Source organism: Desulforhopalus sp. IMCC35007, assembly GCF_005116575.1.
Classification (GTDB): Bacteria; Desulfobacterota; Desulfobulbia; order Desulfobulbales; family Desulfocapsaceae; genus Desulforhopalus_A.
Window position 1 is genome coordinate 76,545 of record NZ_SWCN01000014.1, and the last position, 24,729, is coordinate 101,273.

General features: G+C 45.7%; 19 protein-coding genes. 4 read left to right on the forward strand and 15 right to left on the reverse strand.

The window, feature by feature from the left end:
- Positions 1-9: 9 nt before the first annotated feature.
- Positions 10-1,314 carry a (Fe-S)-binding protein gene (locus FCL48_RS15165; protein WP_136873141.1) on the forward strand — a complete coding sequence of 435 codons (1,305 nt, stop codon included), beginning with the start codon at positions 10-12 and terminating at the stop codon, positions 1,312-1,314.
- 245 nt (positions 1,315-1,559) lie between these two features.
- A complete protein-coding gene (locus FCL48_RS15170; protein WP_169309242.1) occupies positions 1,560-3,365 on the forward strand; it encodes a YcaO-like family protein in 1,806 nt (601 codons plus the stop codon).
- Positions 3,366-3,483: 118 nt separating this feature from the next.
- Here FCL48_RS15170 and FCL48_RS15175 read toward each other — a convergent pair whose 3' ends face one another.
- From FCL48_RS15175 to FCL48_RS15190, 4 genes are all read right to left on the reverse strand, one after another.
- Positions 3,484-4,692, reverse strand: coding sequence for an acetate kinase (locus tag FCL48_RS15175; RefSeq protein WP_136873143.1), 1,209 nt, complete (start codon positions 4,690-4,692; stop codon positions 3,484-3,486).
- A 471-nt stretch (positions 4,693-5,163) separates the two neighbouring features.
- A complete protein-coding gene (locus FCL48_RS15180) occupies positions 5,164-7,641 on the reverse strand; it encodes a PAS domain S-box protein (protein WP_169309243.1) in 2,478 nt (825 codons plus the stop codon).
- Positions 7,642-7,658: 17 nt separating this feature from the next.
- The gene (locus FCL48_RS15185) at positions 7,659-9,176 is read right to left on the reverse strand and encodes a sensor domain-containing diguanylate cyclase (protein WP_136873145.1); all 1,518 of its coding nucleotides are present in this window, start codon (positions 9,174-9,176) and stop codon (positions 7,659-7,661) included.
- Positions 9,177-9,202: 26 nt separating this feature from the next.
- Complete coding sequence (locus tag FCL48_RS15190; RefSeq protein WP_136873146.1) at positions 9,203-9,415, reverse strand: hypothetical protein; 213 nt, start codon at positions 9,413-9,415, stop codon at positions 9,203-9,205.
- Positions 9,416-9,979: 564 nt separating this feature from the next.
- Between FCL48_RS15190 and FCL48_RS15195 the strand changes: the two genes are divergently transcribed.
- Complete coding sequence (locus tag FCL48_RS15195) at positions 9,980-13,621, forward strand: DUF3683 domain-containing protein (RefSeq protein WP_136873147.1); 3,642 nt, start codon at positions 9,980-9,982, stop codon at positions 13,619-13,621.
- A gap of 60 nt (positions 13,622-13,681) precedes the next feature.
- On the opposite strand, the gene FCL48_RS15200 is transcribed toward FCL48_RS15195, so the two are convergent.
- The 10 genes from FCL48_RS15200 to FCL48_RS15245 form a co-directional block, all read right to left on the reverse strand.
- The gene (locus FCL48_RS15200) at positions 13,682-15,019 is read right to left on the reverse strand and encodes a TAXI family TRAP transporter solute-binding subunit (RefSeq protein WP_136873149.1); all 1,338 of its coding nucleotides are present in this window, start codon (positions 15,017-15,019) and stop codon (positions 13,682-13,684) included.
- Between the two features lie 101 nt (positions 15,020-15,120).
- On the reverse strand, positions 15,121-16,467 hold the full coding sequence (locus FCL48_RS15205; protein WP_136873151.1) for a dynamin family protein: 1,347 nt from the start codon (positions 16,465-16,467) through the stop codon (positions 15,121-15,123).
- A 412-nt stretch (positions 16,468-16,879) separates the two neighbouring features.
- Entirely contained in the window at positions 16,880-17,710 is an 831-nt protein-coding gene (locus FCL48_RS15210) for an MBL fold metallo-hydrolase (RefSeq protein ID WP_136873153.1), read from the reverse strand.
- A 112-nt stretch (positions 17,711-17,822) separates the two neighbouring features.
- A complete protein-coding gene (locus FCL48_RS15215; RefSeq protein ID WP_136873155.1) occupies positions 17,823-18,563 on the reverse strand; it encodes a metallophosphoesterase in 741 nt (246 codons plus the stop codon).
- 31 nt (positions 18,564-18,594) lie between these two features.
- A complete protein-coding gene (locus FCL48_RS15220) occupies positions 18,595-19,200 on the reverse strand; it encodes a methyltransferase domain-containing protein (protein ID WP_136873157.1) in 606 nt (201 codons plus the stop codon).
- A gap of 116 nt (positions 19,201-19,316) precedes the next feature.
- Positions 19,317-19,859, reverse strand: a complete 543-nt coding sequence (locus tag FCL48_RS15225; protein ID WP_136873159.1) for a cysteine hydrolase family protein — start codon at positions 19,857-19,859, stop codon at positions 19,317-19,319.
- 81 nt (positions 19,860-19,940) lie between these two features.
- Positions 19,941-20,756 (reverse strand): ZIP family metal transporter, encoded by an 816-nt coding sequence (locus tag FCL48_RS15230; RefSeq protein ID WP_136873161.1) that lies wholly within the window; start codon positions 20,754-20,756, stop codon positions 19,941-19,943.
- 99 nt (positions 20,757-20,855) lie between these two features.
- The gene (locus FCL48_RS15235; protein WP_136873163.1) at positions 20,856-21,440 is read right to left on the reverse strand and encodes a DUF2284 domain-containing protein; all 585 of its coding nucleotides are present in this window, start codon (positions 21,438-21,440) and stop codon (positions 20,856-20,858) included.
- A 46-nt stretch (positions 21,441-21,486) separates the two neighbouring features.
- The gene (locus tag FCL48_RS15240; protein ID WP_136873165.1) at positions 21,487-22,209 is read right to left on the reverse strand and encodes an SIMPL domain-containing protein; all 723 of its coding nucleotides are present in this window, start codon (positions 22,207-22,209) and stop codon (positions 21,487-21,489) included.
- An 18-nt stretch (positions 22,210-22,227) separates the two neighbouring features.
- On the reverse strand, positions 22,228-22,587 hold the full coding sequence (locus FCL48_RS15245) for a VOC family protein (RefSeq protein WP_136873167.1): 360 nt from the start codon (positions 22,585-22,587) through the stop codon (positions 22,228-22,230).
- Between the two features lie 409 nt (positions 22,588-22,996).
- Here FCL48_RS15245 and FCL48_RS15250 point away from each other — a divergent pair, with 409 nt between their 5' ends.
- Entirely contained in the window at positions 22,997-24,004 is a 1,008-nt protein-coding gene (locus FCL48_RS15250) for a DctP family TRAP transporter solute-binding subunit (RefSeq protein WP_136873169.1), read from the forward strand.
- Between the two features lie 114 nt (positions 24,005-24,118).
- Here the strand turns inward: FCL48_RS15250 and FCL48_RS15255 are convergent, their stop codons facing one another.
- Positions 24,119-24,475, reverse strand: coding sequence for a TusE/DsrC/DsvC family sulfur relay protein (locus FCL48_RS15255; RefSeq protein WP_136873171.1), 357 nt, complete (start codon positions 24,473-24,475; stop codon positions 24,119-24,121).
- Between the last annotated feature and the right edge of the window lie 254 nt (positions 24,476-24,729).

Below are 24,729 nucleotides of genomic sequence, written 5' to 3' on the forward strand. Positions count from 1 at the left end.
AGTTTATATATGAATACTCAAGTCTCAATTAAAAAACTTGCTGAAACGCATCTCATGGAAGCCGCGCAGGAATTCCAGAAATGCATGCAATGCGGTAAATGCCGGAGTGTCTGTCCTGTTTTTAAGGAAATCGGCAATGAGCTGTATGTTGCCCGCGGTAAAAACAAGCTTGCGGAAAAACTTGTAAGCGGTGATCTGCAGATCACTGAAAAAGTAAAACACGCAATAAACGAATGTCTCAACTGTAAAACCTGTTCGGCGAACTGCCCTGCAGGCGTAAGTCCTGAACATGTTGTGCTGCGATTACGCTGGTATGTCACCACCCAGGAAGGACTCGGCTTTTTCAAGGCACTCATCTTCCGCCAGCTTGTCTGGAGAAAATGGCCTATCACCATCGGCGCCATGCTGATTGGTGTTGCACAGCGGGCGCTCTTTGGCATTGGTCCTAAAAATCCAGTACGATATCTCTTCCCACTCTTTGGCTTCTCCAAGCGCAGGTATTTTCCGACCATGGCTCTTCGAAGCGCCCAGAGCCAGTACCCTGAAGTGATACCCGCCAAAAACGGTCCGACCAAAAAACGTATTGGCTATTTCACTGGTTGCGCAGGTAACCTTATTTACACCAATGTTGCAAAATCGGTCGTCGATATTCTCACCGGCTACGGCTATGAGGTTGTTATCCCTAAAAAGCAGAAGTGTAATGGCACACCTGTTCTGGCTAATGGTGATTACGATGGCGCCAAGATGCTGATGGAACACAACTTCAATCTCTTTCAGCAGTACGATCTCGATGCGATTGTCGTCGCCTGTTCATCCTGCGGAATGGCCTTGAAAAAAGAGATTAAGGTTTTTATTGAAGATAGCCCCGAACTGAAGAAATTCACCGAAAAGGTGTATGACATCCATGAGTTCATAGAAAATAATATCGAGATAAAGCCAGAAGAACTCGGCACCCTGCCCTACAAGGTCTCCTATCATGACCCCTGTCACATGGTTCGCGGTCAAGGCATTGCAGAGCAGCCAAGAAAGCTTTTGAAAATGATCCCAGGAGTTGATTTTCATGAAATGAAAGATTCTGCCGTATGTTGCGGTAGTGCAGGAAGTTATTGCATAACTCACTACGATACCGCCATTAAGATCAACAACCACAAAGTGAAAAACATTCAGGCCGCTGATGTTGACTATGTTGCCACAGGGTGCCCTACCTGCGTAATGCATATACAGGACAACCTGCTTCAGCAGGAATCACCTGAAAAGATGCGTTTTGTCGTCGAGATGCTTGCAGATTCTCTGAGAGCTGCCAAAACCATCTAAATCTGTTGTAATCATATAAAGGGCAGGCCCTCGGTCCTGCCAGTAAAGCCGGTTCCTCCCCTGCTCCTGTTGCCCCACGGTCTCCTCCCCAATTGACCAGATGACAGGAGCAGGTTTTTTTATTCGCTTCTTCCACTCTTCGTAGTTTTTCTCTTTCCCTTCAACTCCACCTGTATTACATGGTAGCTGGTATCTTTGTTACAACGTTAAACTCTCACAGCTCCCCCCTCAGCTCCTTCATACTCATGGAAAACAAAACGACCCTGCCAGGAAAAGACTCACCACTGGAAAATACCATAGATCTTATCCGTACCTCACTTGCTCAACTGGGCATAGAGCTCACTGAAACAAGCTGGTTAAATCCGGTTCCACACTGCTGGTCGGTGCATCTACAGGCGACGGACTGCAAGGCACTCTATACCAACGGAAAAGGCACGAGCACGCTTGCCTGTCTTGCAAGTGGGCTTGGCGAATTTACCGAACGACTGGCCACTGATTTCTTTTTCAGCGAGTACTTTCTCGGGGGAGAGAGTGAAGAAACCAGCATGCAGGCTTTTCAATTTTATCCAGATGAACTATGGTTCAGCGCTGAAGCATCATCGACTGTGATTGGCGACTACATCCATATCCCCTCACAAAAACGCCTCCTGACCCCAGAACTCCTCCATTTTTACGATCAGGAAAATGAACTGCAACCAAAAGATTTACTCGACAACAATTTAGATAGTCCAGGCCGGGGGATCTGTGCCCTCCCCTTCATTAATACCCAGACATCAACTCCCTGCTATTTCCCTGTCAGCCTGCTCAATAACCTCTATGTCAGTAACGGGATGGCGGCGGGAAATTCTCCAAGTGAGTGCACGGCTCAGGCACTTTCGGAGATTCTTGAACGATACGTGAAAAGCAGGGTGATTGGTAAAGGTCTCAGTCTTCCCAAAATTCCTGACCGCTCTTTAACTCCATTCCCACATCTTTTGGCTATCCGTGACAACATCGAAGATCATGGCTTTACTCTAACGCTGCATGACAGTTCCCTAGGAGGTAAATTCCCTGTCATCTGCGCCATGTTAACTGACCGGACAAATGGTGGAGTTTTTGCCGCATTCGGTGCAAATTGCAGATTTGAAATAGCGATTGAACGAACCTTAACCGAATTGCTCCAGGGCAGAAATCTCAAGCAGTTGCATAACTTCAAGCCACCGATTCACAATGTTGATCTTGTGGCTGAGCCGTATAATCTGGAAAACCACTTCATCGACTCCGACGGCCTTCTCTGCTGGACAATGTTTAGAGACCAGCCTGATTTTCCTTTCTCCCCCTGGAGTTTTAATGGATCGACCGAAGATGAAGTCAATCACCTGAAAAACCTTATTGGTCAGCAGGGTTTTGATATCTACCTCAGGGAATACCTCCACTGTGGTTTATACAGCTGCAGAATAATCATACCCGGGATGTCAGAGATCTACCCTGTAGACGATCTTATCTGGAACAACAGAAATAAAGGCGCTGGAATCCGTCCCATCATTCTCGAACTGCCCCAAATGAATCCCGAGCAGCTCAATGATTTCTTGGACATCCTCGATCAACTTGAACAAGACGATCAGCAATTACTCTCCCATCTGATAGGGATAATTTTTGACGAAAACAGCGGCTGGGATACCTTACGCATCGGCGAACTCAGGGCGCACCTCCACCTGGCAGCGGGTAATATTGAGGAGGCGGGACAATGGTGTGACTGGGTTGTGAACTATGTCGATCTCCCGGATAAGCGTCATCGCCTCTTTCGACTCCTGGCAACACTTTGCAATATACAGATCAGTGAAGGAGAGCTTGGTGATCTCACCCTTTACATGGAAGGACTCCATCGTTTCTACACCGACGCAGAAATAAAGACTGCCCTGCCCTTTTACAGGGGAGAACAAACCTTTATGGGACTTCAATTCGATACAAGCTGGACGAGGATCTCCTGCGAACACCAGAAACTTTTATCGATTTACAAAAGTTTGAACGAGGCAAAAGCGAATTCTGCCTCCATGCTTTTAAATTTATAACCCACAGCAGGCAAACAAAAAAGGGGGGAGAGAGCGTGTTACGCTCTCTCCCCCCTATACCTTTAGCTCAAGCCCCCAGAAAAATCAGGAACGGCTAATCTGGGCCGCATTGCTCAGCTTAGGCACAAACAAGCGACTGTGCTTCTCTTGCAATGGCGAGCTCTTCGTTGGTGGGAATTCCCCAGATCTGAACACGACTCTCAGGAGCACTGAGAAGAGTAGGCTTTTTGACCCGCTGACCATTCGCCTGAGCATCCATTACAATGCCAAAAGGCTCAAGTCCTTCAACGGACTTGGCTCGGACGATCTCGTCGTTCTCACCTATTCCTGCGGTGAAAATTATCGCATCCACATGTCCAAGCACAGCCATATAGGCGCCTATATATTTTTTATTACGGTAGGTTTGCACATCAAGCGCCAGTTTGGCCCGTTCGTTCCCTGCTCCAATAGCATCATGGATATCGCGCATATCATTGAGACCACAAAGCCCCTTGAGCCCAGACTCCTTGTTCAGCATTGTATCAATTTCGTCGATGGACATACCGCGATTACGGGCAAGAAAAGCGTGTATCGCAGGATCGACATCTCCACTTCTTGTCCCCATAACCAGTCCTTCAAGAGGGGTCAGACCAAGAGTGGTATCAACACTTTTACCATTTTTAACAGCAGTCATGGAGCAGCCGTTACCAAGGTGAACTGAGATGATATTCAAATCTTCGATTGGTTTACCCATCAGTTTTGCACACTCATTGGCAACAAATTTGTGGGATGTTCCATGAAATCCGTAACGTCTGATACGGTCTTTTTCATACAGTTCATATGGCAATGCATAATGATAGGCGTGTGGGGGGATGCTCTGGTGGAAGGCCGTATCAAATACTGCGACCTGAGGAACCCCAGGAAAGAGCTCCTGAGCCACGCGGATGCCATCAATATTTGCTGGATTGTGTAATGGCGCAAGAGGAATATTCTTCTTGATAGCATCCATTATTTCTGCGGTAATGACAGCGGGCTGATGAAAATCTTCCCCGCCGTGAACCACACGGTGTCCAACAGCCGCAATATCACTTTTATCAGCCAGGACCCCATGTTCAGGATTGGTGAGTAAATTAACCGCAAGCAACATTCCCTTATTATGATCTGCAATAGGCTCTGCAATTTTCACGACATTTTCACTTGCAGTTCCCGGCATGAAGGTACACTTCAGCTGGCCTTCTTCTTCACCTATTCGCTCGACCAATCCAGAAGCCAAAACGGCTTCATTATCCATTTCAAGAAGTTGAAATTTTATCGAAGAACTCCCCGAGTTAATAACGAGTATTTTCATTTTCCCTTCATCCCATCTCAAGCTTTTCTAGTTCACTCAAACATATCGTTTTGATGACTGTTGCGTCCCAACACATTCGAACATTTATATCACACGAGTATAGCTTCATACCCCGTGGAAAAAAAGAGAGCAAGGAATAATTTACTTCCATGCTCCGGCCTTGCATTGGTATTTTTCCGAACCTTTAGAACAGAAACCTGTAACCCGTACATTTTACATTATATCCCCGGCACGCCCCTATTATCTCAACGTAATTACCGGAACATATTCTTTTTAGTGATACAATATGATACTTTTTCTGCATCGGATTTTTCTCACTCGCAATTGGTCCTACCAATAGTGACAATACTGTCAGGTAAATTTATACCATTCACGACAGCTTTCTCAAAAATGGGAATGCAGGCAGACATTTCAGGACCATCTTCATGAAAGAAGACGGCCCGGAAATCTTAAGGGAAAAGAGACTTTTCTTTAATTTTTCAAAGGATTGAGTTTGAGTCGATTCAAGACTTCGACCAGATGCTCAACCTCAACGGGCTTTGAAAGATAATCGTTCATTCCGGCAGCCATAAACTGCTCCCGGTCACCCTTCATTGCATGGGCGGTCAAGGCAACAATCGGTATTGCAACATTACTATTTTCCAGCGAATGTCGGATCTCTCTGGTTGTCTCAACGCCATCCATTTCTGGCATTTGGATATCCATCAACACACAATCAAAGTTTTTTTCCTTCAAAATCTCTATCGCCCTGACACCATCGGCTGCGTGTACGACTTCAAGCCCCAGGGACTTCAGCATGGCAGAGATAACCATGGCGTTTATCTGTTCATCTTCAACCACCAAAACCTTCGCAACTTCTCCTGAAACAATTTCAGGGCATGTGGCGTCCACTCCTTCCTCATCGATAGCTGTCAATTCAGGCTCTAAAACATCAGCCAGAACCGTAAAGCTCACCACGGTACCAACACCTCTTTCACTCTCCAGATGAACCTTACCACCCATCATCTCAACGAGATTCTTCACAATGCTCAGGCCCAGACCAGTCCCACCATATTTCCTGCGAAAACTGCCATCTTCCTGACTAAAGGGCTCAAACAGCTGCTCCTGTAGATTTTTTGTAATACCAATCCCCGTGTCTTTTACAGAAAACTTAAGTAATAACTGCCTTGCGTCCTGTCGGGGAACAAGAGAAATATCAAGGTCGATACTGCCATTTGCCGTAAATTTCACCGCATTGCCGACAAGGTTAAAAAGTATCTGTTTTAACCGTGGACCACAGGCAAATATACAGTCAGGAATAGAAGGATCTATTGCACACCTCAACTTTACCTGTCGAGGATCCAGCATCGTTTCAAAAGAAGCCATGACCGAAGCGACAAGGGGGCGAAGGGAAACCACCCCTTTGGTACATTCAACTTTACCGGCCTCAATCTTGGAAAAATCCAGAATATCACTGATAATTTTTAACAGACTTTTACCTGCCCCAAGAGCCGTATCCACATATTTTTTCTGCAGAGGGGTAAGTTCTGTTCCCTGCAGGAGTTGCAGGAGGCCGAGAACTCCATTCATTGGGGTGCGGATTTCATGACTCATATTGGCAAGAAATTCCGACTTGGTCTGGCTGGCGGCAATCGCTATCTTCTTTGCATGTTTCAGTTCGAGCTGCTCCTGAACACGTTTGGTAGAATCCCTGATCATGCCGGTGAATCCTTGAAGCTGACCGGTCGGACCCCACATGGCGCTGGTGGCAATTTCCACCCAGACAATGGTTCCATTTTTTCGTTTACACTCAAACTCAAAAAAGCTGGAAGAAAGCTCTTCCCGATTGTCTATCGCCAGAAGCATTCTCTTAAAGAGGCCGCCAAAACGCCTTTGATATTTGGGCGTCATGTGCGAGATAAAAGGCATACGAACGAATTCTTCTGCTGTGTAACCGGAAAAAGCCTCGACCGATGGTGTCACATATACAGGTGTGAGATTGGCATCGGCAATCCAGAGCACATCTCTGATATTGTTTGCCAAAAGACGAAACCGCCTCTCACTTTCTTCTAAAGCCTTCTGGATTTTGATATCAGCCGTTACATCCCTTCCAGCACCTACAGTACCAACAAGCTCGCCATTATCATCAAACATAGGAGCCTTATGTACATCAAGCGCGAGATATTGTCCCCGGACCAGCCCATCTTCTAAGAAACGTCCTTTTTTTCTTGTTGCTTTAACTATCTCATCGGAATTAAGGCAAATCTCACCGAAGGTATGACGATGCCCCTCATTTCGCTCCCGTATCGCAAAAAAGAGATCATTTTTTCCTATAAGTGTTTCATCAGGCCTGCATTTTAGCAGTTTTTCTCTGATAGCACTGTTGGCAAAGAGATAGTTATCATCAAGATCCTTGGCCCAGATAAGATCTGGCAAGGTATTTGCCATCAGATTTACCATTCGATACATGCTGTGGTATCGATTCTCACTCTGCGTATATGCTGTCTGCACCCGGACACGTTCGGTAATATCAGAGAAAACAGTATAGATAGCCGCTTTATTCTGGTATTCAATGGTTTTTGATGACAATAGCACATGTTTTTCCTTGCCCTGTGCGGTGAGCAGGACGGCCTGGAATTTATCCACCTGTCCTTTACTGCGTAATTCTTGAAGAAAATTCTGTCGGCATTTGCTATCAACCCAGAATTGATCAGCAGACTTCAACGTCGTTGTCTCTTTTTTTAAGCCAAAATAGCTGTAGGCATTTTTATTGGCGTACAAAATCGCGTCATTTTCAATGGAGACAATAACAACAGGAAAAATTGCCTGATCGATAAGATGTGCAAAGACAGACTCTGTCTCCTTTTGTGCAAAAGAAGCCTGACGCATTGCCTGAAGCTCTGCCTTTAATCGCTGGTTTTCTTCCAGCAGTTCTGTTTTTGACAGGTTATGAGAAGAATTGTTATCCATGGTATCACACATTAAAATTAACACATTCTATTGCGCCCTTCTTCTTTTGCTCGATACAGGGCCTTATCCGCTAAACCGACAAGATCCGTCCAGCTATTTGTATTGTCTGGGCGAAGTGCCGCAATCCCTAGACTCACGGTGACAACAGAGCTGGCCGATGACCTTTCATGGGGGATCTGAAGACCCTCTATTTTGTTGTTCATCATCTGGCCTATTTTGATACAACCCTGGTAATCCGTATAGGGCAATACGATGCCAAACTCTTCTCCACCATACCTGGCAACGAGATCTCCAGGGCGGTGGATCACAGAGCTCAACTCCGTTGCAATTGCCAACAGACAGTCATCACCCGCCTGGTGCCCATACAGGTCATTAAATTGCTTAAAGAAATCCACATCAACCAAAATCAGACCGAGCATCTTCTGTTCACGGTGCATACGGTTCCACTCAGCGTCCAGAACCTTATCAAACTGCCTCCTGTTGGCAACATGGGTCAATCCATCAATATGGGCAAGCCTGTCCAGTACCTTATTGGCCCTTTCGAGAGCCATTTCAGCAACTTTACGTTCCGTGATGTCTCTGTAGAGGAGAATGATCAGGTTATCTCTTAGTTTTTTACCGTTCTCCTCGCAAAGAAGATAAACACCACTCACTGTTTGTACCCTTCGTTCAAGTAAAATAGTCTCCCCTGCGTGGAGTTTGTCGAGTTGGAGGGGCACAGCGCTATAATCTTCCGGGTGGATAAATGTGGAGACATTTTCTCCAAGGAGATCTTTTTCCTCATAACCAAGCATTGATAATATCTGAGGGTTACATTCAACAATTTTTCCAAAATTATCAATGAGCAAAATACCTTCTATTGCCTGAAAATATATGGCTTTATAGCGTAATTCACGATCAACGAGAGAACGCTGGACATGTTCCCTCTCTCTTATTTCTCTTGCAAGCTGCAGATTTTGTTCTTCGAGGTGGGTCTTGTATTGCTCTCGAAATTTTTCATAGGAGAAGGTGGCAATGGATAATATACAGAGGGTGATGAGAAAACGAATAACAAAGATTGAGCTGTAGCCTTTACTGGCCATTGTTTCGTAGGGACCGAAAAAGAAAATGATCAAGCCGAAGATACTTAGCAACGCCCATATGGCACCTTCTCTTTTGCCCAAAAGATGAAAGACAATGAGAGGCAAAAGATACATCCACAAAATCATGGAATTATCCTTACTCCCGAGTATCATCAGGTAGATTAAAAAGACAATAAAAAGAAAACTGTTTACCCGGTAGACAAGACGTGGAAATTTCCCGCAATACAGCAGCCCCCAGCCAACAGCCATTGAGAGACAGAGACTAAAAATGGCTACACTGATCCAGCAATTTCCAGATAACAGATGATAAAGAAAAAAAGGCAGAGTAGTCAGGAGCAACGCTATCAGAAAGACTGTATACTGGAAAAATCTGGTTTCTCCGTCAGCCTCCTTGAACCTGCCCGGTTTTTCTCTGAATATTTGAGATATAAAATTTGGATATTGAATCGCCATCCTCTCCTGCTATCACAAAAAACAATCTACTTAATCCTTTTTTTACGCTCCTGTTCGTATGCCTCATAGGTGCTCTTTACCCTCTCCAGGCACTCCTGCTGTTCGGAATAAGGAAGATGATAGCAAGAATCCACACTCTGAGCCTGAAAGCCATGGTACATTTGAGCACATCCCGTCAGCATAATGGCGGGAAGGGTAAGAGACATTATCCAGACGACTGTCTTCAGATACAGCTTCATCTCAAGTTCTGCTGCTCTACCTGCAAGATACGAATAGCAACACAACAAAATGTGAATGAAAGGTTCCATAGAGCAATCACACCCCGGCTTTCCCATGCAATGATATCCGTAAAAGAAACAGAACCATGACACCTCAATGCTCCCATAAGATCAGTATACAATGAAAACCCGTGAAGGTGAAATTTGAACTGCAAGATATTTATCTTAGCATATATATTTGCTGACCTCACTCATCCGTTTTTTATGGAAAATCCCTGACGGCTTTTTCACAAACACTTTTTTTGTACAAAAAACTCGCAATTATTGTTTTCAGTGGTAAATTTCCGTGCTTGGTTACAAAAAAGAACAATTGGATAGCAGCGCCCGCATACAGGAGTATTACTCTTCACGGATTTTGATTTCTTCCAGGATCAGGGAACTACCTCCCGTCCCCCCTTTGATCATTTCCAGACGCATTTGTCCAACAGGTATTGATACAGATACCTTCAGTGAAACCCAATAATAATTTATCATTTTTTATAATAACCCACTTCACATCCTCGATTTGCAGAGAAGGCTTTGACAATGCATACAAAAGATTACAGAGAGATTCCCTACAATTTCACTTCAGCCGACGACAAACTCATCATCAACCTTCTCTTTGGCCAGGAAGTGTGGGACAGTCTGGAAGAGCTCAGAAGCCAGAGGATAACAGGACGGTCCGCCCGTCTTGTCATGAGATTCATGGGAGATCTTTTTATTCTCAGAAGAAATCCTTTTCTTTTCCAGGAACTTATTGAATTTTCCACCAGACGCCAGCAATTTTTCAAGACCGCAAAAGAAGATCTGGCTATCATTGAGATCGCTGCCAAAAAAGTTGCGAACGGCCCGGAACGGACCAGGAAAGTTCTCCATCTCGTGGGGCTGTGCAGACAACAACTCAAGGAACTCAAAGCTCAACTGAATGAAGTTCCCAGCCAGCGAGCCCTCATGCTCAAGACACTAGGACCGATCATTGGCAAGGAAAATGTCAATTTCGATCCGTTTTCTATCATCAGCCATGCAACGGATGCGACGGACTGGCGATTATTTCTGCCCCTTGCGGTACTGCGTCCTTCAACAGAAGAGCAGGTGCCAGAACTGATGAAAGCTGTCGCTGAACTCGGTCTTCATATCATTCCACGTGGGGGTGGAACAGGTCTGACTGGGGGCAGCGTTCCCCTTACCCGCAATTGCGTCATTATCAATACAGAAAAACTGACAAAGATACATCCAATTGTCTACAAGCCATTTCCCCATTTAGGCCAGGACGTCAAAATCCCCACCCTTAAAGTCGAAGCGGGTGTTGTGACCTCCGATGCGATGAAACATGCCAAAACGAGCCGTCTTGTTTTCGCCACCGACCCTACCAGCTCCTGGGCCTCAACCATTGGTGGAAACATTGCAGAAAACGCAGGGGGCAAGACAGCGGTTCTCTGGGGCACCGCCATCGACAACATTCTCTCGTACTCTATTGCGATGCCAGGACAGGATCTTTTCACCGTACGAAGAACCAACCATCCCATGCGGAAGATTCTTCCTGAAGATCTGCTCCACTTTGAGGTCGTCGACACACGTGAAAAGGTTATAAAAACCATCGAGCTTACCGGTACCGATGTACGTAAAAAAGGATTGTGGAAGGATATTACCAACAAGGCCCTCAAGGGGCTACCCGGCTTTCAGAAGGAAGGTACCGACGGAGTTATTACCTCTGGCGAATTTGTGCTCTACGAGGAATATGAGAAAAAGATTACCTTCTGTCTTGAGTTTTATGGCGAAGACATGGACGAGGCCAGCCGGGTCATCGTCGAGATTTCTGATGAGTTCAAAAATGAGGGGCAGGAGGCGCTCATGGCCCTTGAGCACTTTGATGAAGAATATATCAGTGCGATCAAGTACAAGTTCAAGGCTGCCCGAAGCCAGCATCCGAAAGCGGTTCTCCTCATTGACATGGTAGGTCATGACAGCAAACAGATTCAAAATGGTAAGAAACGTCTGGAACACCTCCTTACTCCCTACCAGAACACAGAGTTGTTCACCGCTCAGGATGCAGATGAAGCGGAACGATTCTGGAGAGACCGAAAACGACTCGGAGCCATCTCAGCTCGAACCAACGCCTTCAAACTGAATGAAGATATTGTACTGCCTCTTTCAGCCCTTGCCGAGTTCACACGTTTTGTCGATGAATACAACATTGAAGAAGACATCATCAATAAAGAAGATTTCATTCGTGAAATTCTCAGATATCTTGAAAAAGCTGAACCCATTGAAGACCCGGACTGGCTTGAGGCGAAAATCCCCAAAGCAAATGAACTTTGCCACAATACGCTTGCGCTGCTCGGCCAGAGAACCAAAGAGTCAATCCGTCACAACGCCTACATTAAACAGTTGATGACTGATCTGCTCGAATTGTTCAGTGGATACAAGAAGGTGACCAACACCATCGAATCGATATTCACTTCTGTTCGATCCAAACGGATCGTTATCGCCACCCATATGCATGCAGGTGACGGGAATAACCACGTTAATATCCCCGTTTTTTCCAATGACATGACGATGATGAAACGGGCGGAAAAAACCGCTGAAGCTGTCATGAGAAAAGCGGTAGAATTGGGCGGTGTGGTCAGTGGTGAACATGGTATCGGCATCACCAAGATGAAATTCCTGGAAGAAGACCGGCTCAACGAACTGCGTACCTACCGGCGGGAGGTCGACCCAAAATCCATCATGAACCCTGGCATGCTCAATGATCCTGAGATTATAGATAAGGTTTTTACACCTTCATTTAATCTTCTGGAACTGGAAGCAAAAATCCTCCAGTATGGGTCGCTTGCCAAGCTCTCGGCCATGATCTCTAAATGTATCCGTTGTGGAAAATGTATGCCGGTCTGTTGTGTCTATTATCCGGGCACCAATATATTTTTCCACCCGAGAAATAAAAACATGGTCATCGGCTCGCTGATCGAGGCGCTGCTCTATGATATGCAGCGATCCCATCTGCCACGGTTTAATCAGCTGAAGAACCTCGAAGAAATTGCAGACCATTGCACTATGTGTCGGAAATGCCTGGCCCCATGTCCTGTTGACATTGACACCGCAGAGGTCTCCATCTTAGAACGGGAAATACTCAGCGATCTCGGATATAAACACACCGCCCCTGCGACCAGACTTTCTCTGATCTACCTGCAAAACCGCAATAAAATTTTCAACACTGTTTTCAGAAAAGGTGTCATGGAATGGGGAAGTTCCATGCAGCGGGTGGGCGCCAAACTATTTAAAAAAGCCCCGCCTAAAATAGCAGAGAATGAATGGCGGCCTCTGAATATGCTCAAGTCTCCAATGGCTGTAGCCTCACCAGTATCCTTAACAGCAGTGTTGCCTGCCTGCTCGGAAAATGAAGCTCTCATTGTTATGCCTGAGAGCGGCGTGGTCAACTCCACCGTCTTTTACTTCCCGGGCTGTGGCTCTGAACGGCTTTTTTCTGATATTGCCGTGGCCGCCATTTACCTGCTTGCCAAAAATAATATCCGGACGGTGCTGCCACCACCGTATCTCTGCTGTGGCTTTCCGGCCAAGGTGAATGCCAAAAAGAAGATGGCCGGTGAAATTTCCCTGCGTGACACCATCATTCTCACCCAGATCAAAGAAATGCTTGGCCATTTTGTCTTCGATAGCTTTCTCATCAGCTGTGGTACCTGTCGTGAATCCCTCCATGAAATCGGTTGTGAAGAGATTTTTGAGTGTGGGATTGACGATGTCTCTCACTATGTCCTGGAAAAAAGTGACTGGCAATATGGGCCCAAACAGAATGTTCAGGCACTTTATCACACCCCCTGTCATGACTCTTTTGAAGGGGAAGGTGCCTCATTATTAAAGCGCTTTTATAACAGTGTAGAAAGTATCCCCAACTGCTGTTCTGAGGCAGGAACCCTTGCCATCTCAAGGCCTGACATTTCTTATGCCATGCTTGAGCGAAAGCGTGAATCCATAGCTGAAAAGATAATTCCAGGCAAAAAAATGCTCATGGCCACGAACTGTCCTTCATGTCTCTCCGGCCTCGGCCGTAACAGCGACCTCAATATTGAGCCAAAGCATATGGCTGTTTTACTTGCGGAAACGCTCGGTGGAAAATACTGGAAAGATGAATTCAGCTCTCTGGTCGCCAGATCAGAAAAAGTGACATTTTAACCCTTTCTCGCCCACGCAGTTCAAAATGCTGCGTGGGCGAACTGTAACTGCCTGTGTTTGTTAACCTCGGCCCCCCTCTACAGCCTGCAGCTTTCTTATGAACTGATTTCTCAGCAGATCAATATGCAGCCTCAGATTGTAGAGTTCCTCTGCATACGATAGCGGTACCTCAACCTCCCGCACCTCCTGCTCCATGTCGTTGACGACCCTCAGTGCTTCTCTCAGATTTTCCTGAGTCTCATCACTTTTTAACTCCACATCGAGTTCATGGAGTTCTTCATACCAACGGTATATGCGTGATCTGATCCGCCACCTGTAGGTTGGCGGCAATACCTTCATGAGCGGTAACAACAGGGCAAGAAGAGGCAACAGCATAAATTTGAGCCTATCAATCAAAGATGCCGCCCAAAACGGCAGGTATCTCTGAAGAAAAGGAGGCCCGTGCTTGAAAAATCGTTCCGCTTCTGTGCTGATTGGAAAATCGAGATTTTCAGGCGAGGGATACTTTTTACCAGTATCGAGTATAGAATTCTCATTATGAACCTTCCCCGCCACCTGCATTAATAAATCGACAAGAGCCGGATGCAGGTCACTGCGAGCAACCAGTGTTGCTGACGGTGCAATGAGGTGGTAGTCTTTATCTGGGATGTTTCTGGCCATATCAAGCACCCCCTCCAGCAAAACGACATGGGAGAGAAAGCGGTGCAAGCGGGTATATGCTTCAGCGCGATTCAGGCTGACCAATACAACCTCAGGATGCACAAACAGTTGCTGCACAATTTCAGCATCTGCACGAATAACCATAAAGAGGACATCAACATTTCCCGCCAGCAGTTCAGCGGCACCTTTTTCTCCACCAATGGCAACAATCTCCGGAGCCTCACTACCATCAAGCCGATTATCCGCCATCAACTGGTCCACAATTTTTCGAGTACCGCTTCCTTCTTTACCCACCGCAAGTCTCAAATCCGCAAAGTCGGCGAATGTGCTGATTTCTAGGCCTTTGCGAACAAAAATAACAAGTGGTTCCAGGTAAAGACTGGCAAGTCCCACCAGATCCGGATAATCCTGACGTCTGCCGACCCCGCCTTGTACAAATGCAACGTCAACCTTGCCCGACTCTAATAATTGCAGGTTCTCAACAGAGCCTGAGGATTCGACCACCTCAAGATTGATGTTTTCTTTGGCAAACAGCTCCTTGTACATCTTAGCATAGGAATAATATGCTCCATTGGGTGAAGCTGTGGCTATACGGACTGTGTCTGGAGGCGCTGGCTCCACAAACTGATAGGCAACAAAGAGAGAGACAAGAACCAGACCAGCTCCAAAGCCATATATCTGTACCACCTCAGCAATAGTTTTGTTTCTTCGTTTTTTTCCTCTCCTGGATTTCTTCATCTCTTTCCCCGTATACAATCAAAGTATCCAATAGCTGATAAACAAAAAAAAGGGCTGGAAAAAATTCCCAGCCCTCATGTAACTCCATTCTATAACTTCGATCAGATCACGATCTTTTCGTAGTACTTCTTCAGGTCGTTGTTTAAGAAGTTCTGAATCTTTGTCAGACTCCGACCGTAACCGCTCCAGAGATCATATGGTCCAAGACCCTCCAGATTCTCTCTGGCCGTTTCAGCCATTTTCTCCCAGAGATTTCTCCGGTAGTCCGTATCAAGATCAAGAAATTCAGCGCCGTTCGCGACAGCCTTCTTCTTGAGCTGCCTGAACGCTATTTTACTATAGGCAAGAGAGCCAATGACCAGGGTGCCAAAGGCGAGAATTACAGGAATAATCATGGTGGAGAGATCAAAAGGGCCAACCCTGATGGAGGTAAGCATCGTCGTTTCTGGATATCCGGACACCGCATTGAGAATAACATCGCCAAAGAAGAAAAGAAGCGCCGCCAGAGCAATAGATACGTTGGCAAACTTCCAGTAGACGGTATTGGCACGTTTGAGAAATGAGGAGACGGCCTCGGCAACTATTTCAACCTCGTTGACCTGGCGATCTATGTCTTCGAGGATGTGATTGATTCTAAAGCCTGAAGCTTTCTTAATTTTTTCAATAAGTTCTTCTCGTTCCTGCGGCCAACCTTCCGCCACATTCCCAACTTTTGCCTGCCCTGGAGCATAGGTCAGATAAATATGAGGAATATCCTTGCGTCCAGTCATCTGAGACATATTCCAGCACAGCGTTCCATAGGATCTGGTGAAGTCACTGAGATTATCACACTCATCAATACGGCTCATAACAAAGACAATCCTGTGTTCCCCGGACTTTTCTGGCAGAGTATTGCGAATTGCATCGTAGGACTCTTTGATGGTTCCGGCCTTGTGGGGATCAAACATTAAAACGATCAGATCTGCCATCTTGGCAAATTCCCCGAGAACCTGCATGTAATCATAGCCTCGGTCTTTTTCACTTGTAGCATCAAGCATCCCCGGGCTGTCGATGATAGCCATGTTGTCCAACAGCGGGCTATTGACCTGTTTCATGCAGATATGAGAAATTAATTTTTCTCCAAATCCTTTGAAGTGCTGAAAAGGCAGGTTGGGGTCATTAACAAGATTCGAGCCCGGAGTTTCAACATTTTCATAACCGGTATCTGAGGTGATAATGGTAAAGGAATCATCGGTGGGGGCTTGTCCAGTACGCTGGACATCCTGTCCGATCAGTTCATTAATCAGTGTGGACTTCCCTGATGAATAGTTACCGATGATGAGGACCAGTGGTTTCCATTTTAGCGTTGAGTCAATGCCACCAAAATCCATTTTATACTTGGCAAATAGTGGCTCGAGCTTTTTCTTCACCTTTGTCTGTAATTGCTTTTGCAGTTCTTTTTCGTTCATTACGTGACCCAGTTGTTGTTTAATCTGACATTGATAATGGTAAAATGATCCCCATATTACCCCAACTCATAAAAACTCTCGAACATTAATTGGGCTCTTTTCCCCAGAAAAGGGCAAGAGAGGTCAAACAAATTTCGATTTTAACGATATTTCAAAATCTTACAAAAAATACGGAGAAGAGTATATTTCGGTAAAGATGTAACATCATTCCCCCTACACTCATCTATTGTACTGATTTTTTAAAAGTGGCTGCGAAAAGCAGTCGTATATCTCAGAAGTGAACCAGTAAGATAGTATATGAATACAAAGATTTTTCCTACCTGTAAACAGTGGGTGCAAACAAATAGTTTTCATCTCTACCAGTCACTTTGATAATTCCACCTTGATTTTACCGGGTATCTGCGGCCGAAGATCAAAAAGATAGGGTCAGGCCCACCCCAACTTCTTCTACTTTCACCCGGCTGGACAGGGCTATCTTGGACTGGAGATCGGTGCAATGGCAGGCATGAATTTTTTCCAGTTCCAGACCACCGAGATAATCCAGAGTCCCTGCCAGCTGGGAGGCATCAGGATTCATCAGGTGAAGCCCACCGATAATATCAAAAATCCGGCTGATCCCCGTGATCTTTCTGGCATGTTCGACAATATTACATATCCCGGCGTGGGAGCATCCCGTAATTATCACCAACCCGTTATCCGAATTATAGGCAAGAGCGCTGTCATCGGGGACATAATCCAGGTGGCTCTCACCCTCTTTTCGGCCAAAATTCTGTTTATTTTCAAAGGAAAACAGACGTGGAATCTCACCCAGCCACATTAGTCTTGGGGTCAGTTGTACAGGGTCACGACGAAGAACAAGATCAAAGTGTTTCGCCAGCTTTTGTTCAGACATCAATGAACCAAATTCATTACTCCCTTCGCCCTCAACGCTGGTAAAAGCCTGGGGATGGGCAATGAGCCGGGGACGCCGAGGTGGCATATGTTCAAATTGAACTTCATTGAGGCGCCGGACAAAGGGTTCCAGCCCCCAGGTATGATCAAGATGACCGTGGGATATGGCAATATCCTTTATCTGCAGAAGATTTATCCCCATCTTTTCGGCGTTTTTCAAAAATATATCCGAATAGCCGAGATCAAAAAGTACCTCATGCCCATCATCGTTGAGATAAAAGGACAGACCGGGTTCTGCCAGAAAATATCTATCAATAAGAGTATTGTTATCGACCAGTACCTTTACTTCCATCTGTGACCTCCACCTTCACAATACATTTCCTGCTCTTTCAACGGCCTGTCTGACAGAAATCAAAACGAAAAATCCAGAAATTTAACTTACGCCCTTTCTTCCAATCTGGATGTCAGCCTCTCCCCGTCTGCAGATAGGCCGCCCAGTCCTGTCTTTCAAGGAGAAGAACTTTTTTACGAGCCGCTTCTACATCATAGGGAATACGAAACTGCTCAACCAGCCAGCCATTCACCTTTTTTTCAAGTAAGGCATATGAGGCGTGGGCTGAGTAATTTTCCATTTTATGCACCACCGGAAGATCATCTTCATAGGCTGGTAAGCCTACGCTGCCGGGATTCACGATAAGCTGTGCTGTGGAAAGCGCTACAGTCCGTGGAATATGGGTATGGCCACAAAGGATGAGGGGGGAACTTTGTCCGTGAAGCAGAGCAATAATTTCTGCATCGGTGCGCACAGCGCCGGGGCCATTTTCAATATCTTCTAAAAAATAGATGCAGTCGTTTCCCGGGGCACCATGACAGAGGTAGACGTCAGCCGTTAATTGCATCTCTTTTGGAAGCAGCTGCAGCCAATCAAGGGGAGCACCATCAAGCTCGGCCAGGACAAACTGCAAGGTTTGATTGTCACGGATTTCATCATCCATCGACTCATATATCTGTCGGTCCTGATTGCCAGCAATGGTAATGATTTCTTCTTCAATCAGCAGTTCGTATGTCGCTCTCGGCGCTATTGGCCCATAAAAAATATCTCCAAGATTAACAATAACATCTGCACCCCGCTTTCTGATATCATCCAAAACGGCTTCAAGGGCAAAGACATTGCTGTGTATATCTGAAATGGCTGCTATTTTCATGGCGATTCCCTTTGTTCTCCTTCAACCCAAATTAGTATTTCTGCAACAAAATAACATCATCTCCAACAAAAGTCACACTGGCGCCAAAGACATTACCCAGATAGGTAAAGGTCTCTCTGCTATAAAAAGAGATATGGGTGACATCCCTGATATAATGCCATGTCGCAAAAGCAGCAATATCTCTTGTCATTTTTGTCATTACGCCAAGCAACCCACCTGGCAAAAGCAGCTCAAACAGTCGAAAGAACTCTTGTTCAGGGTTCCTGAAATGCTCGACAACCTCTGTTGCCGCAATAAAATCATATTTTGCCTCAAGGACACTCCTGTCATTCTGGTAGACAGGATCATACAGGGCTACACGATGGCCACTTTTTTCAATAATAGTGGCAAGTACAGGTGAGGGGCCACAGCCAAAATCAAGGCCCTGTCGCCTGGCAGGCAGGCGAAGGAGAAAAGGTGTGCTAAAACGGCGAAGAAAGCGAACATAGCCTTCATCGACATGGCTGTTTTCATGGAGATCATATTCCGCTTTTTCCCGTTTTAGAGTTACATGAAACCCTCGGGGAACGAAAATGAGAAAACAATGCAGACACCTGTGATAGGGGCGTAGACGATCCTGGTGGATGACCGTGATCATCCCACTTCCACAGAGGGGACAGCTTTCGGTGTTACGATCAATAACGGCAGTTCTCCCTGTACTCTATGGTTGAGAAGGTCCGCCAAACATGGCACCCCCTGTTGAACCTGAACAATTTACAGCGTTGAATAAAAATTGATTTCGGCTGTCTTTTGTGCAGATATGAACACAGCAAAACTTGAAATCTGAGTCAACGTAGCATTATGGTGCTCACGGATTGCAAGCCCACCCAGATGTTGCTTGTCATGGGTTGTATGTGCGTCAGCTGCAATTATTACGGCAAAACCGAGGGCCGCTGCCCTTCGCACTGTTGTGTCCACACAAAACTCACTGGCATAGCCGCAAACAATGAGGCTGTCAATTCGTAATGATCGAAGTTTTACCTCAAGCTCTGTCCCCAGAAAAGCATCAGGCGTGGTCTTTCTCAGCCTCAGGTCCTCATCGGCGCGGATCAGATCTGCGTGCAATCCCCAACCGTGACTACCATACAGCAGCTCACCTTGGGCCTGTTCGTGCTGAACAAAAAACACGGGAACACCTGCATCTCTTGCCTTTTTACTAAGTTCATTGATCCGGTCTATGACCACGTCTGCCTCGGCGGGAGGATTTCCCAGGAATAATCCGTTCTGAACATCTATGATCAGTAGTGCAGCTTTCAAAGCATTCACCTTATTCGTCCAAGGAGTAAAACAGCTCATAGCTCCTGTGTTTTGGGGGTTCTGGATAAAAAAGACCTGCAATTACCCCAGACCAACATCAAGCATCATCATTACAGAAAACCCAACCATGGTGGCCATGGTCACAAAATCGATGTTTTTCGAATTTCTCTGAGACTCAGGGATAAGTTCCTCTACAACAACAAAAATCATAGCCCCTGCAGCAAAACAGAGGGCGTAGGGGAGTATATTCTGCATCTTCAAGACGAAAAGTGCGCCTAAAACGCCTGCAACAGGCTCCACCATTCCAGAGCCCTGCCCCATCATAAAACTTTTCCATTTACTCATACCTTCTCTTCGAAGTGGCATTGAAACGGCTGTTCCTTCGGGGAAATTCTGAATTCCAATTCCAAGAGCAAGGGCGATGGCTCCGCCTATGGTCGCTGAAGGAAGATCTGCCGCCACGGCGCCAAAAGCCACCCCAACGGCAAGACCTTCAGGAATGTTATGCATGGTAATGGCGAGAACAAGCAGTGTTGAGCGCTGCCAGGAGGTCTTTACTCCCTCACTTTCACTTGTTTTGAATCCGGGATGCAGATGCGGCAGGAACCTGTCCGTGAGCCGCATGAAGATACCTCCCCCCATAAAACCGATAACAGCAGTAAGCCAGGCCGTATGACCTAGGGACTCAGCCATCTCAATCCCCGGTGCAAGGAGCGACCAGAAACTCGCTGCTATCATTACCCCTGCAGCAAAGCCGAGCATTCCATCCATGGTTTTCGGTTTAATTTCTTTTGCAAAGAACACAAGTGAAGCACCGGCGGCGGTCAGCGCCCAGGTAAACAGCGTTGCAAAAAAAGCCTGGGTAACTGGATTAAACTGCAATAAAAAATCAACCATTTCAACCTTTTTAAGTTTTCAATCCACTGACCCAAGCTGAATTGTATTACATACTCGTCACAAGCTAAGATACTTATGACCAGAAAAACCGGTTTTTGCCTATCCCAGCAATACAATTCCGGCAATCCAGCTCCTTGGTTCACCGCCTTCCTGTTCCGGTTTCAGATTTGACTCCCAACCGCATATTTTAAGCAGATGGGCAACATTGACGCCAAAGCCCGACATCGACGGCCGGGATCGTTTTGGATTCCGACAACCACCTCCAGAGAGCACGTTACAATCCGCCTCATCAAAACAGAACAGGTCTTTACAGGAGCCGCCGGCAAAGGCTCTGGCCTTGGGGTAGCCTTTTTTAATAGCGGTAAGCTCAAGGGTTGCGACAAGTTCGTGAAGGAAGGCCATCAACTCCCTGCGTTCCTCAGAAAACAACACAGCCGAAGGCACAACGATGCGCACAATGAGGACATGTGATCGCTCTTTGAGCATCTGCCTGAATGTCTCAGGGCCACCCACATGGGGAGGACAACCGGGTGAAAGACCGTAATTTTCACACCTGGGATCTTTGCAGAAATTGACAAGCTTCTCATCGATTTCAATCTCTTCGGTCATTTTCACAGCGACATCACTTGCACCAAGCGAAGTCGCCAGCTGTTGTAACTCTTCAAAACTTGCAGTATTTTTCATCCAGCCACCATACGTCAATATTCCCCGTAAAAGAAATTCATCCACTTCATTTGTTTTTTAGGCCAAACACAAGTTTCATTCTGGCGGCAACCGTCTCCTTACCAGGAGAAACCGGTTGACTTGTCCCCGCCTCGCCTTCCATAGCCATGGCTCGTACAGGGCCAGGCGGGAAATAACGACCATCATCCAACTCTTCAATAAGTAACGGCTCTGTAATCTCAGCACCAAGAGCTGCGGCAAGGCTCTCCGCCTTCTCCCGACCGTTTAGAACAGCCCTGGTTTTCACCTGGTCTTCAATCTCAGCCTTATTGGAAAGGGCAAAACTTACTCCGGAAATTGAAACATTGGGAGAAGATGTGAGTTTGGACCAAAATTCAACGTACCGTGTAAAATCACGGGTGATAAAATTGATTCCCGTCATTCCCCAGAAACCATTTTTTTCCCGGCTATTATTGCGATATACCCAGTTTTCTCTGAGCTGCATATTGGTGGTTTCGATCTCATCTTTGTTTAAACCAAGCTTCGTTAAAAGCGTAAGCACAGAGGACACCTCATTAACATGGGCCTGTGCGGCCTCAACAGCCGTCGGTCTCTCGGTTTTCACGACAAGGACCCAGCGCAATTCATCTGGTACTCTTTCTACTTCAGCGCTGCCAAAAACTATAATATGCGGCTGATCAAATGCGCCAGCAGCACCGGCTGCGCCAAAGACACAACAGGCGTAACTTACTGACAGGAACAGTAGAGTAATCTGTAGAATATATTTCATTTTACCTCCCCTGTGAACCTAAGCGGACACATCAGACCACACAGCATATTCATTGCCATTAGGGTCAGCAAAATGAAATCTTCTGCCCCCCGGAAACGAAAATACCGGGGTAATGATATTCCCCCCTGCTTTTTCTATTTTTTTCTCGGTTTCATTCAGGTCTTTGCTGTAAAAAACCACCAGCACACTGCCTTTAGTGGTAGATGAAACAAGAGGAGAGGTAAAAAATCCACCCTCAAGACCAGCACCTGAAAAAGAGGTATAGTCGGGACCGTAATCCACAAATGTCCAATTAAAGACTTTCGTGAAAAACTCTTTTGTTTTTTTGATGTCTTTTGCCGGAAACTCAAGGTAATTGATTTTCTCATGTTCGTTCATGATCAGCACCTCACAGTATTAAATAACATAGATACAAGACATTGGGTGTAGGTTACCATCTCAGCTATATGCACTGAAATACATATAATGTCTACAATACTCTTCAAAATTACCTAAGCCCAGATATTTCATAAAAAACCTCAGGTATCAAGAATATAATTATGATTTCCGCCTGTTAATTTTAAACTGAGATTGAAGCCAGAAATCTACGGCAGCTACAGCTTGTCCTTACCCATCAAAGAAAGAGAAAATGGTAATGTTGCTCCATTTATTTTTTTTACTGATACATTCCTCTATTGTGAGCAATCCAATCCTCTGCTATTTTGTCAGGTGAACTATAGAGAAGCTTGTAACAGATCCCTGACCAATCTTAACGTACGGCAAAATTTTGCTTTTATGGGAGGATGTCATGAAGAGTAGAGTTCATAACAGTGTTGGTGTCTTGTGTTGTCTTATTTTCTTCACCTCAGTTTCTCTTGGTAATTCCGCCCCTCTCCTTATTCGATTTTCCCATGTGGTCGCAGAAAACACCCCAAAAGGCATTGGTGCGAAAATGTTCAAGGAACGGGTTGAAACAAGATTAAATGGCAGGGTTGCTGTAGAAATCTATCCCGCTTCAGAAAAATTCACAGATGAGCAGGCCATCCTCGCACTCTTATTTGGAGATATTGAGCTTGCAGCACCCAGTTTTCCTAAATTCCATAAATTCAGCAAATCCCTTGAGGTCTTTGACCTGCCTTTCCTTTTTGAAAGTCAGGAAGAAATAAACAATTTCCAGCAAAGCGAGACAGGCCAGACACTTCTTTCATCCATGGAAAACGTCGGAATCAAAGGCCTGCGGTACTGGAATAATGGTATGCGGGTGATTTCAGCAGACAAGCCAATCAGAGAACCAGCTGATCTTGAAGGCCTGCTCATGAGAATTGAATCCTCATGTGTTTTTAGCGAGCAGTATGCCGAGCTTGGAGCAATCCCAATACAAATGCCCTTTGGCCGCTTGAAAGACTCTCTGAGGGATGGTGTCGTTGCAGGCTATGAAAATGCCTGGTCTAATATTGCCGCAGGACAACTACAACTGCTACGCCCGTATTTTATCGAAACTGACCATAGCTACCTTGGCTATATGGTGGTTTCCAGCACAAGTTTCTGGGACAGCCTCCCTGATGACATTCGCATGGAACTTGAAGCCATCCTTGATGAAGTCACTCGCGAAGTTAACAGCCTCGCCGAAAAAAGCGCACAAACAGACAGAGAAGAGATTATGCACAATGAGAACGTTACCATCGTCACTCCCACCGATGAAGAACGACTGCTCTGGAAAAAAGCAATGCTGCCAGTCTGGAAAAAATTTGAAGATGAGATAGGAACCGATATCATTGATGCAGCCCGTGTCGCAAAAGACCAACCCACCAGATAACTCAATTATTGAAACGGACTGTTTCTACTTACTTTCTGCATAACCATAAAAAACAATACTTCGGATCGAACGTTTTCCTCTGATCCGGAGTATTGTTCCTCCACAATGGATGTATTAGCAGTAATCTTCCATGATGAAGTGCTCTCCATCTAATTTCACGAAGTGAACACCATCAAATTTAGGCAATCCTGCTATTTTCCATGCTATTTCTGGGTTATCGAACTCGTTAAACACACAGCGGCTCGATTGACGAACTTCTCTACAAACATAATTTAAAATTGGGAAGCTGTGAAACTTGGCATAATAGGAGCGCATAAATCGTACAATTGCCATTTGTTCAGGTGAGATGTGCTCAATACCTTCCTGCCGTGCTATAGTCTCCGCCACACAATCGTCCCAATCTTCCGGGTGTGACATAAACCCGTCGTTATCCATGGTAATCGTTTTGCCACAACATAATAACTCAGCCATGATATTCCTCCTCTGATACAACACCAACAGACCTGCCTATCTATCTGATATGCAGGCGTAAGGGAGAATCCCCTACATATGGAGATAATGTAATCATTATTGAAAACGAATACAGGCGGGAGGCGGGATAGATCAAAAAATCAACAACAAAGGATGGCTCAGGGGAAAACAACTGTAAAGAACACCATCCCCATTAGGTTACTGGTTTCTTGGTGTTTTTCAACAACAGTAATTGCAGCAAGAAAAAAGCAAAA

What these genes read in the sequence shown, in the direction of transcription:
- FCL48_RS15165 (WP_136873141.1), top strand. Translation starts at nt 10, where the DNA reads ATGAATACTCAAGTCTCAATTAAAAAACTTGCTGAAACGCATCTCATG.
- FCL48_RS15210 (WP_136873153.1), bottom strand. Translation starts at nt 17,710, where the DNA reads ATGGAAGTAAAGGTACTGGTCGATAACAATACTCTTATTGATAGATAT.
- FCL48_RS15230 (WP_136873161.1), bottom strand. Translation starts at nt 20,756, where the DNA reads ATGGTTGATTTTTTATTGCAGTTTAATCCAGTTACCCAGGCTTTTTTT.
- FCL48_RS15215 (WP_136873155.1), bottom strand. Translation starts at nt 18,563, where the DNA reads ATGAAAATAGCAGCCATTTCAGATATACACAGCAATGTCTTTGCCCTT.
- FCL48_RS15175 (WP_136873143.1), bottom strand. Translation starts at nt 4,692, where the DNA reads ATGAAAATACTCGTTATTAACTCGGGGAGTTCTTCGATAAAATTTCAA.
- FCL48_RS15200 (WP_136873149.1), bottom strand. Translation starts at nt 15,019, where the DNA reads ATGAAGAAATCCAGGAGAGGAAAAAAACGAAGAAACAAAACTATTGCT.
- FCL48_RS15255 (WP_136873171.1), bottom strand. Translation starts at nt 24,475, where the DNA reads ATGGCTGAGTTATTATGTTGTGGCAAAACGATTACCATGGATAACGAC.
- FCL48_RS15170 (WP_169309242.1), top strand. Translation starts at nt 1,560, where the DNA reads ATGGAAAACAAAACGACCCTGCCAGGAAAAGACTCACCACTGGAAAAT.
- FCL48_RS15240 (WP_136873165.1), bottom strand. Translation starts at nt 22,209, where the DNA reads ATGAAATATATTCTACAGATTACTCTACTGTTCCTGTCAGTAAGTTAC.
- FCL48_RS15205 (WP_136873151.1), bottom strand. Translation starts at nt 16,467, where the DNA reads ATGAACGAAAAAGAACTGCAAAAGCAATTACAGACAAAGGTGAAGAAA.
- FCL48_RS15180 (WP_169309243.1), bottom strand. Translation starts at nt 7,641, where the DNA reads ATGGATAACAATTCTTCTCATAACCTGTCAAAAACAGAACTGCTGGAA.
- FCL48_RS15195 (WP_136873147.1), top strand. Translation starts at nt 9,980, where the DNA reads ATGCATACAAAAGATTACAGAGAGATTCCCTACAATTTCACTTCAGCC.
- FCL48_RS15185 (WP_136873145.1), bottom strand. Translation starts at nt 9,176, where the DNA reads ATGGCGATTCAATATCCAAATTTTATATCTCAAATATTCAGAGAAAAA.
- FCL48_RS15190 (WP_136873146.1), bottom strand. Translation starts at nt 9,415, where the DNA reads ATGAAGCTGTATCTGAAGACAGTCGTCTGGATAATGTCTCTTACCCTT.
- FCL48_RS15220 (WP_136873157.1), bottom strand. Translation starts at nt 19,200, where the DNA reads ATGATCACGGTCATCCACCAGGATCGTCTACGCCCCTATCACAGGTGT.
- FCL48_RS15245 (WP_136873167.1), bottom strand. Translation starts at nt 22,587, where the DNA reads ATGAACGAACATGAGAAAATCAATTACCTTGAGTTTCCGGCAAAAGAC.
- FCL48_RS15235 (WP_136873163.1), bottom strand. Translation starts at nt 21,440, where the DNA reads ATGAAAAATACTGCAAGTTTTGAAGAGTTACAACAGCTGGCGACTTCG.
- FCL48_RS15250 (WP_136873169.1), top strand. Translation starts at nt 22,997, where the DNA reads ATGAAGAGTAGAGTTCATAACAGTGTTGGTGTCTTGTGTTGTCTTATT.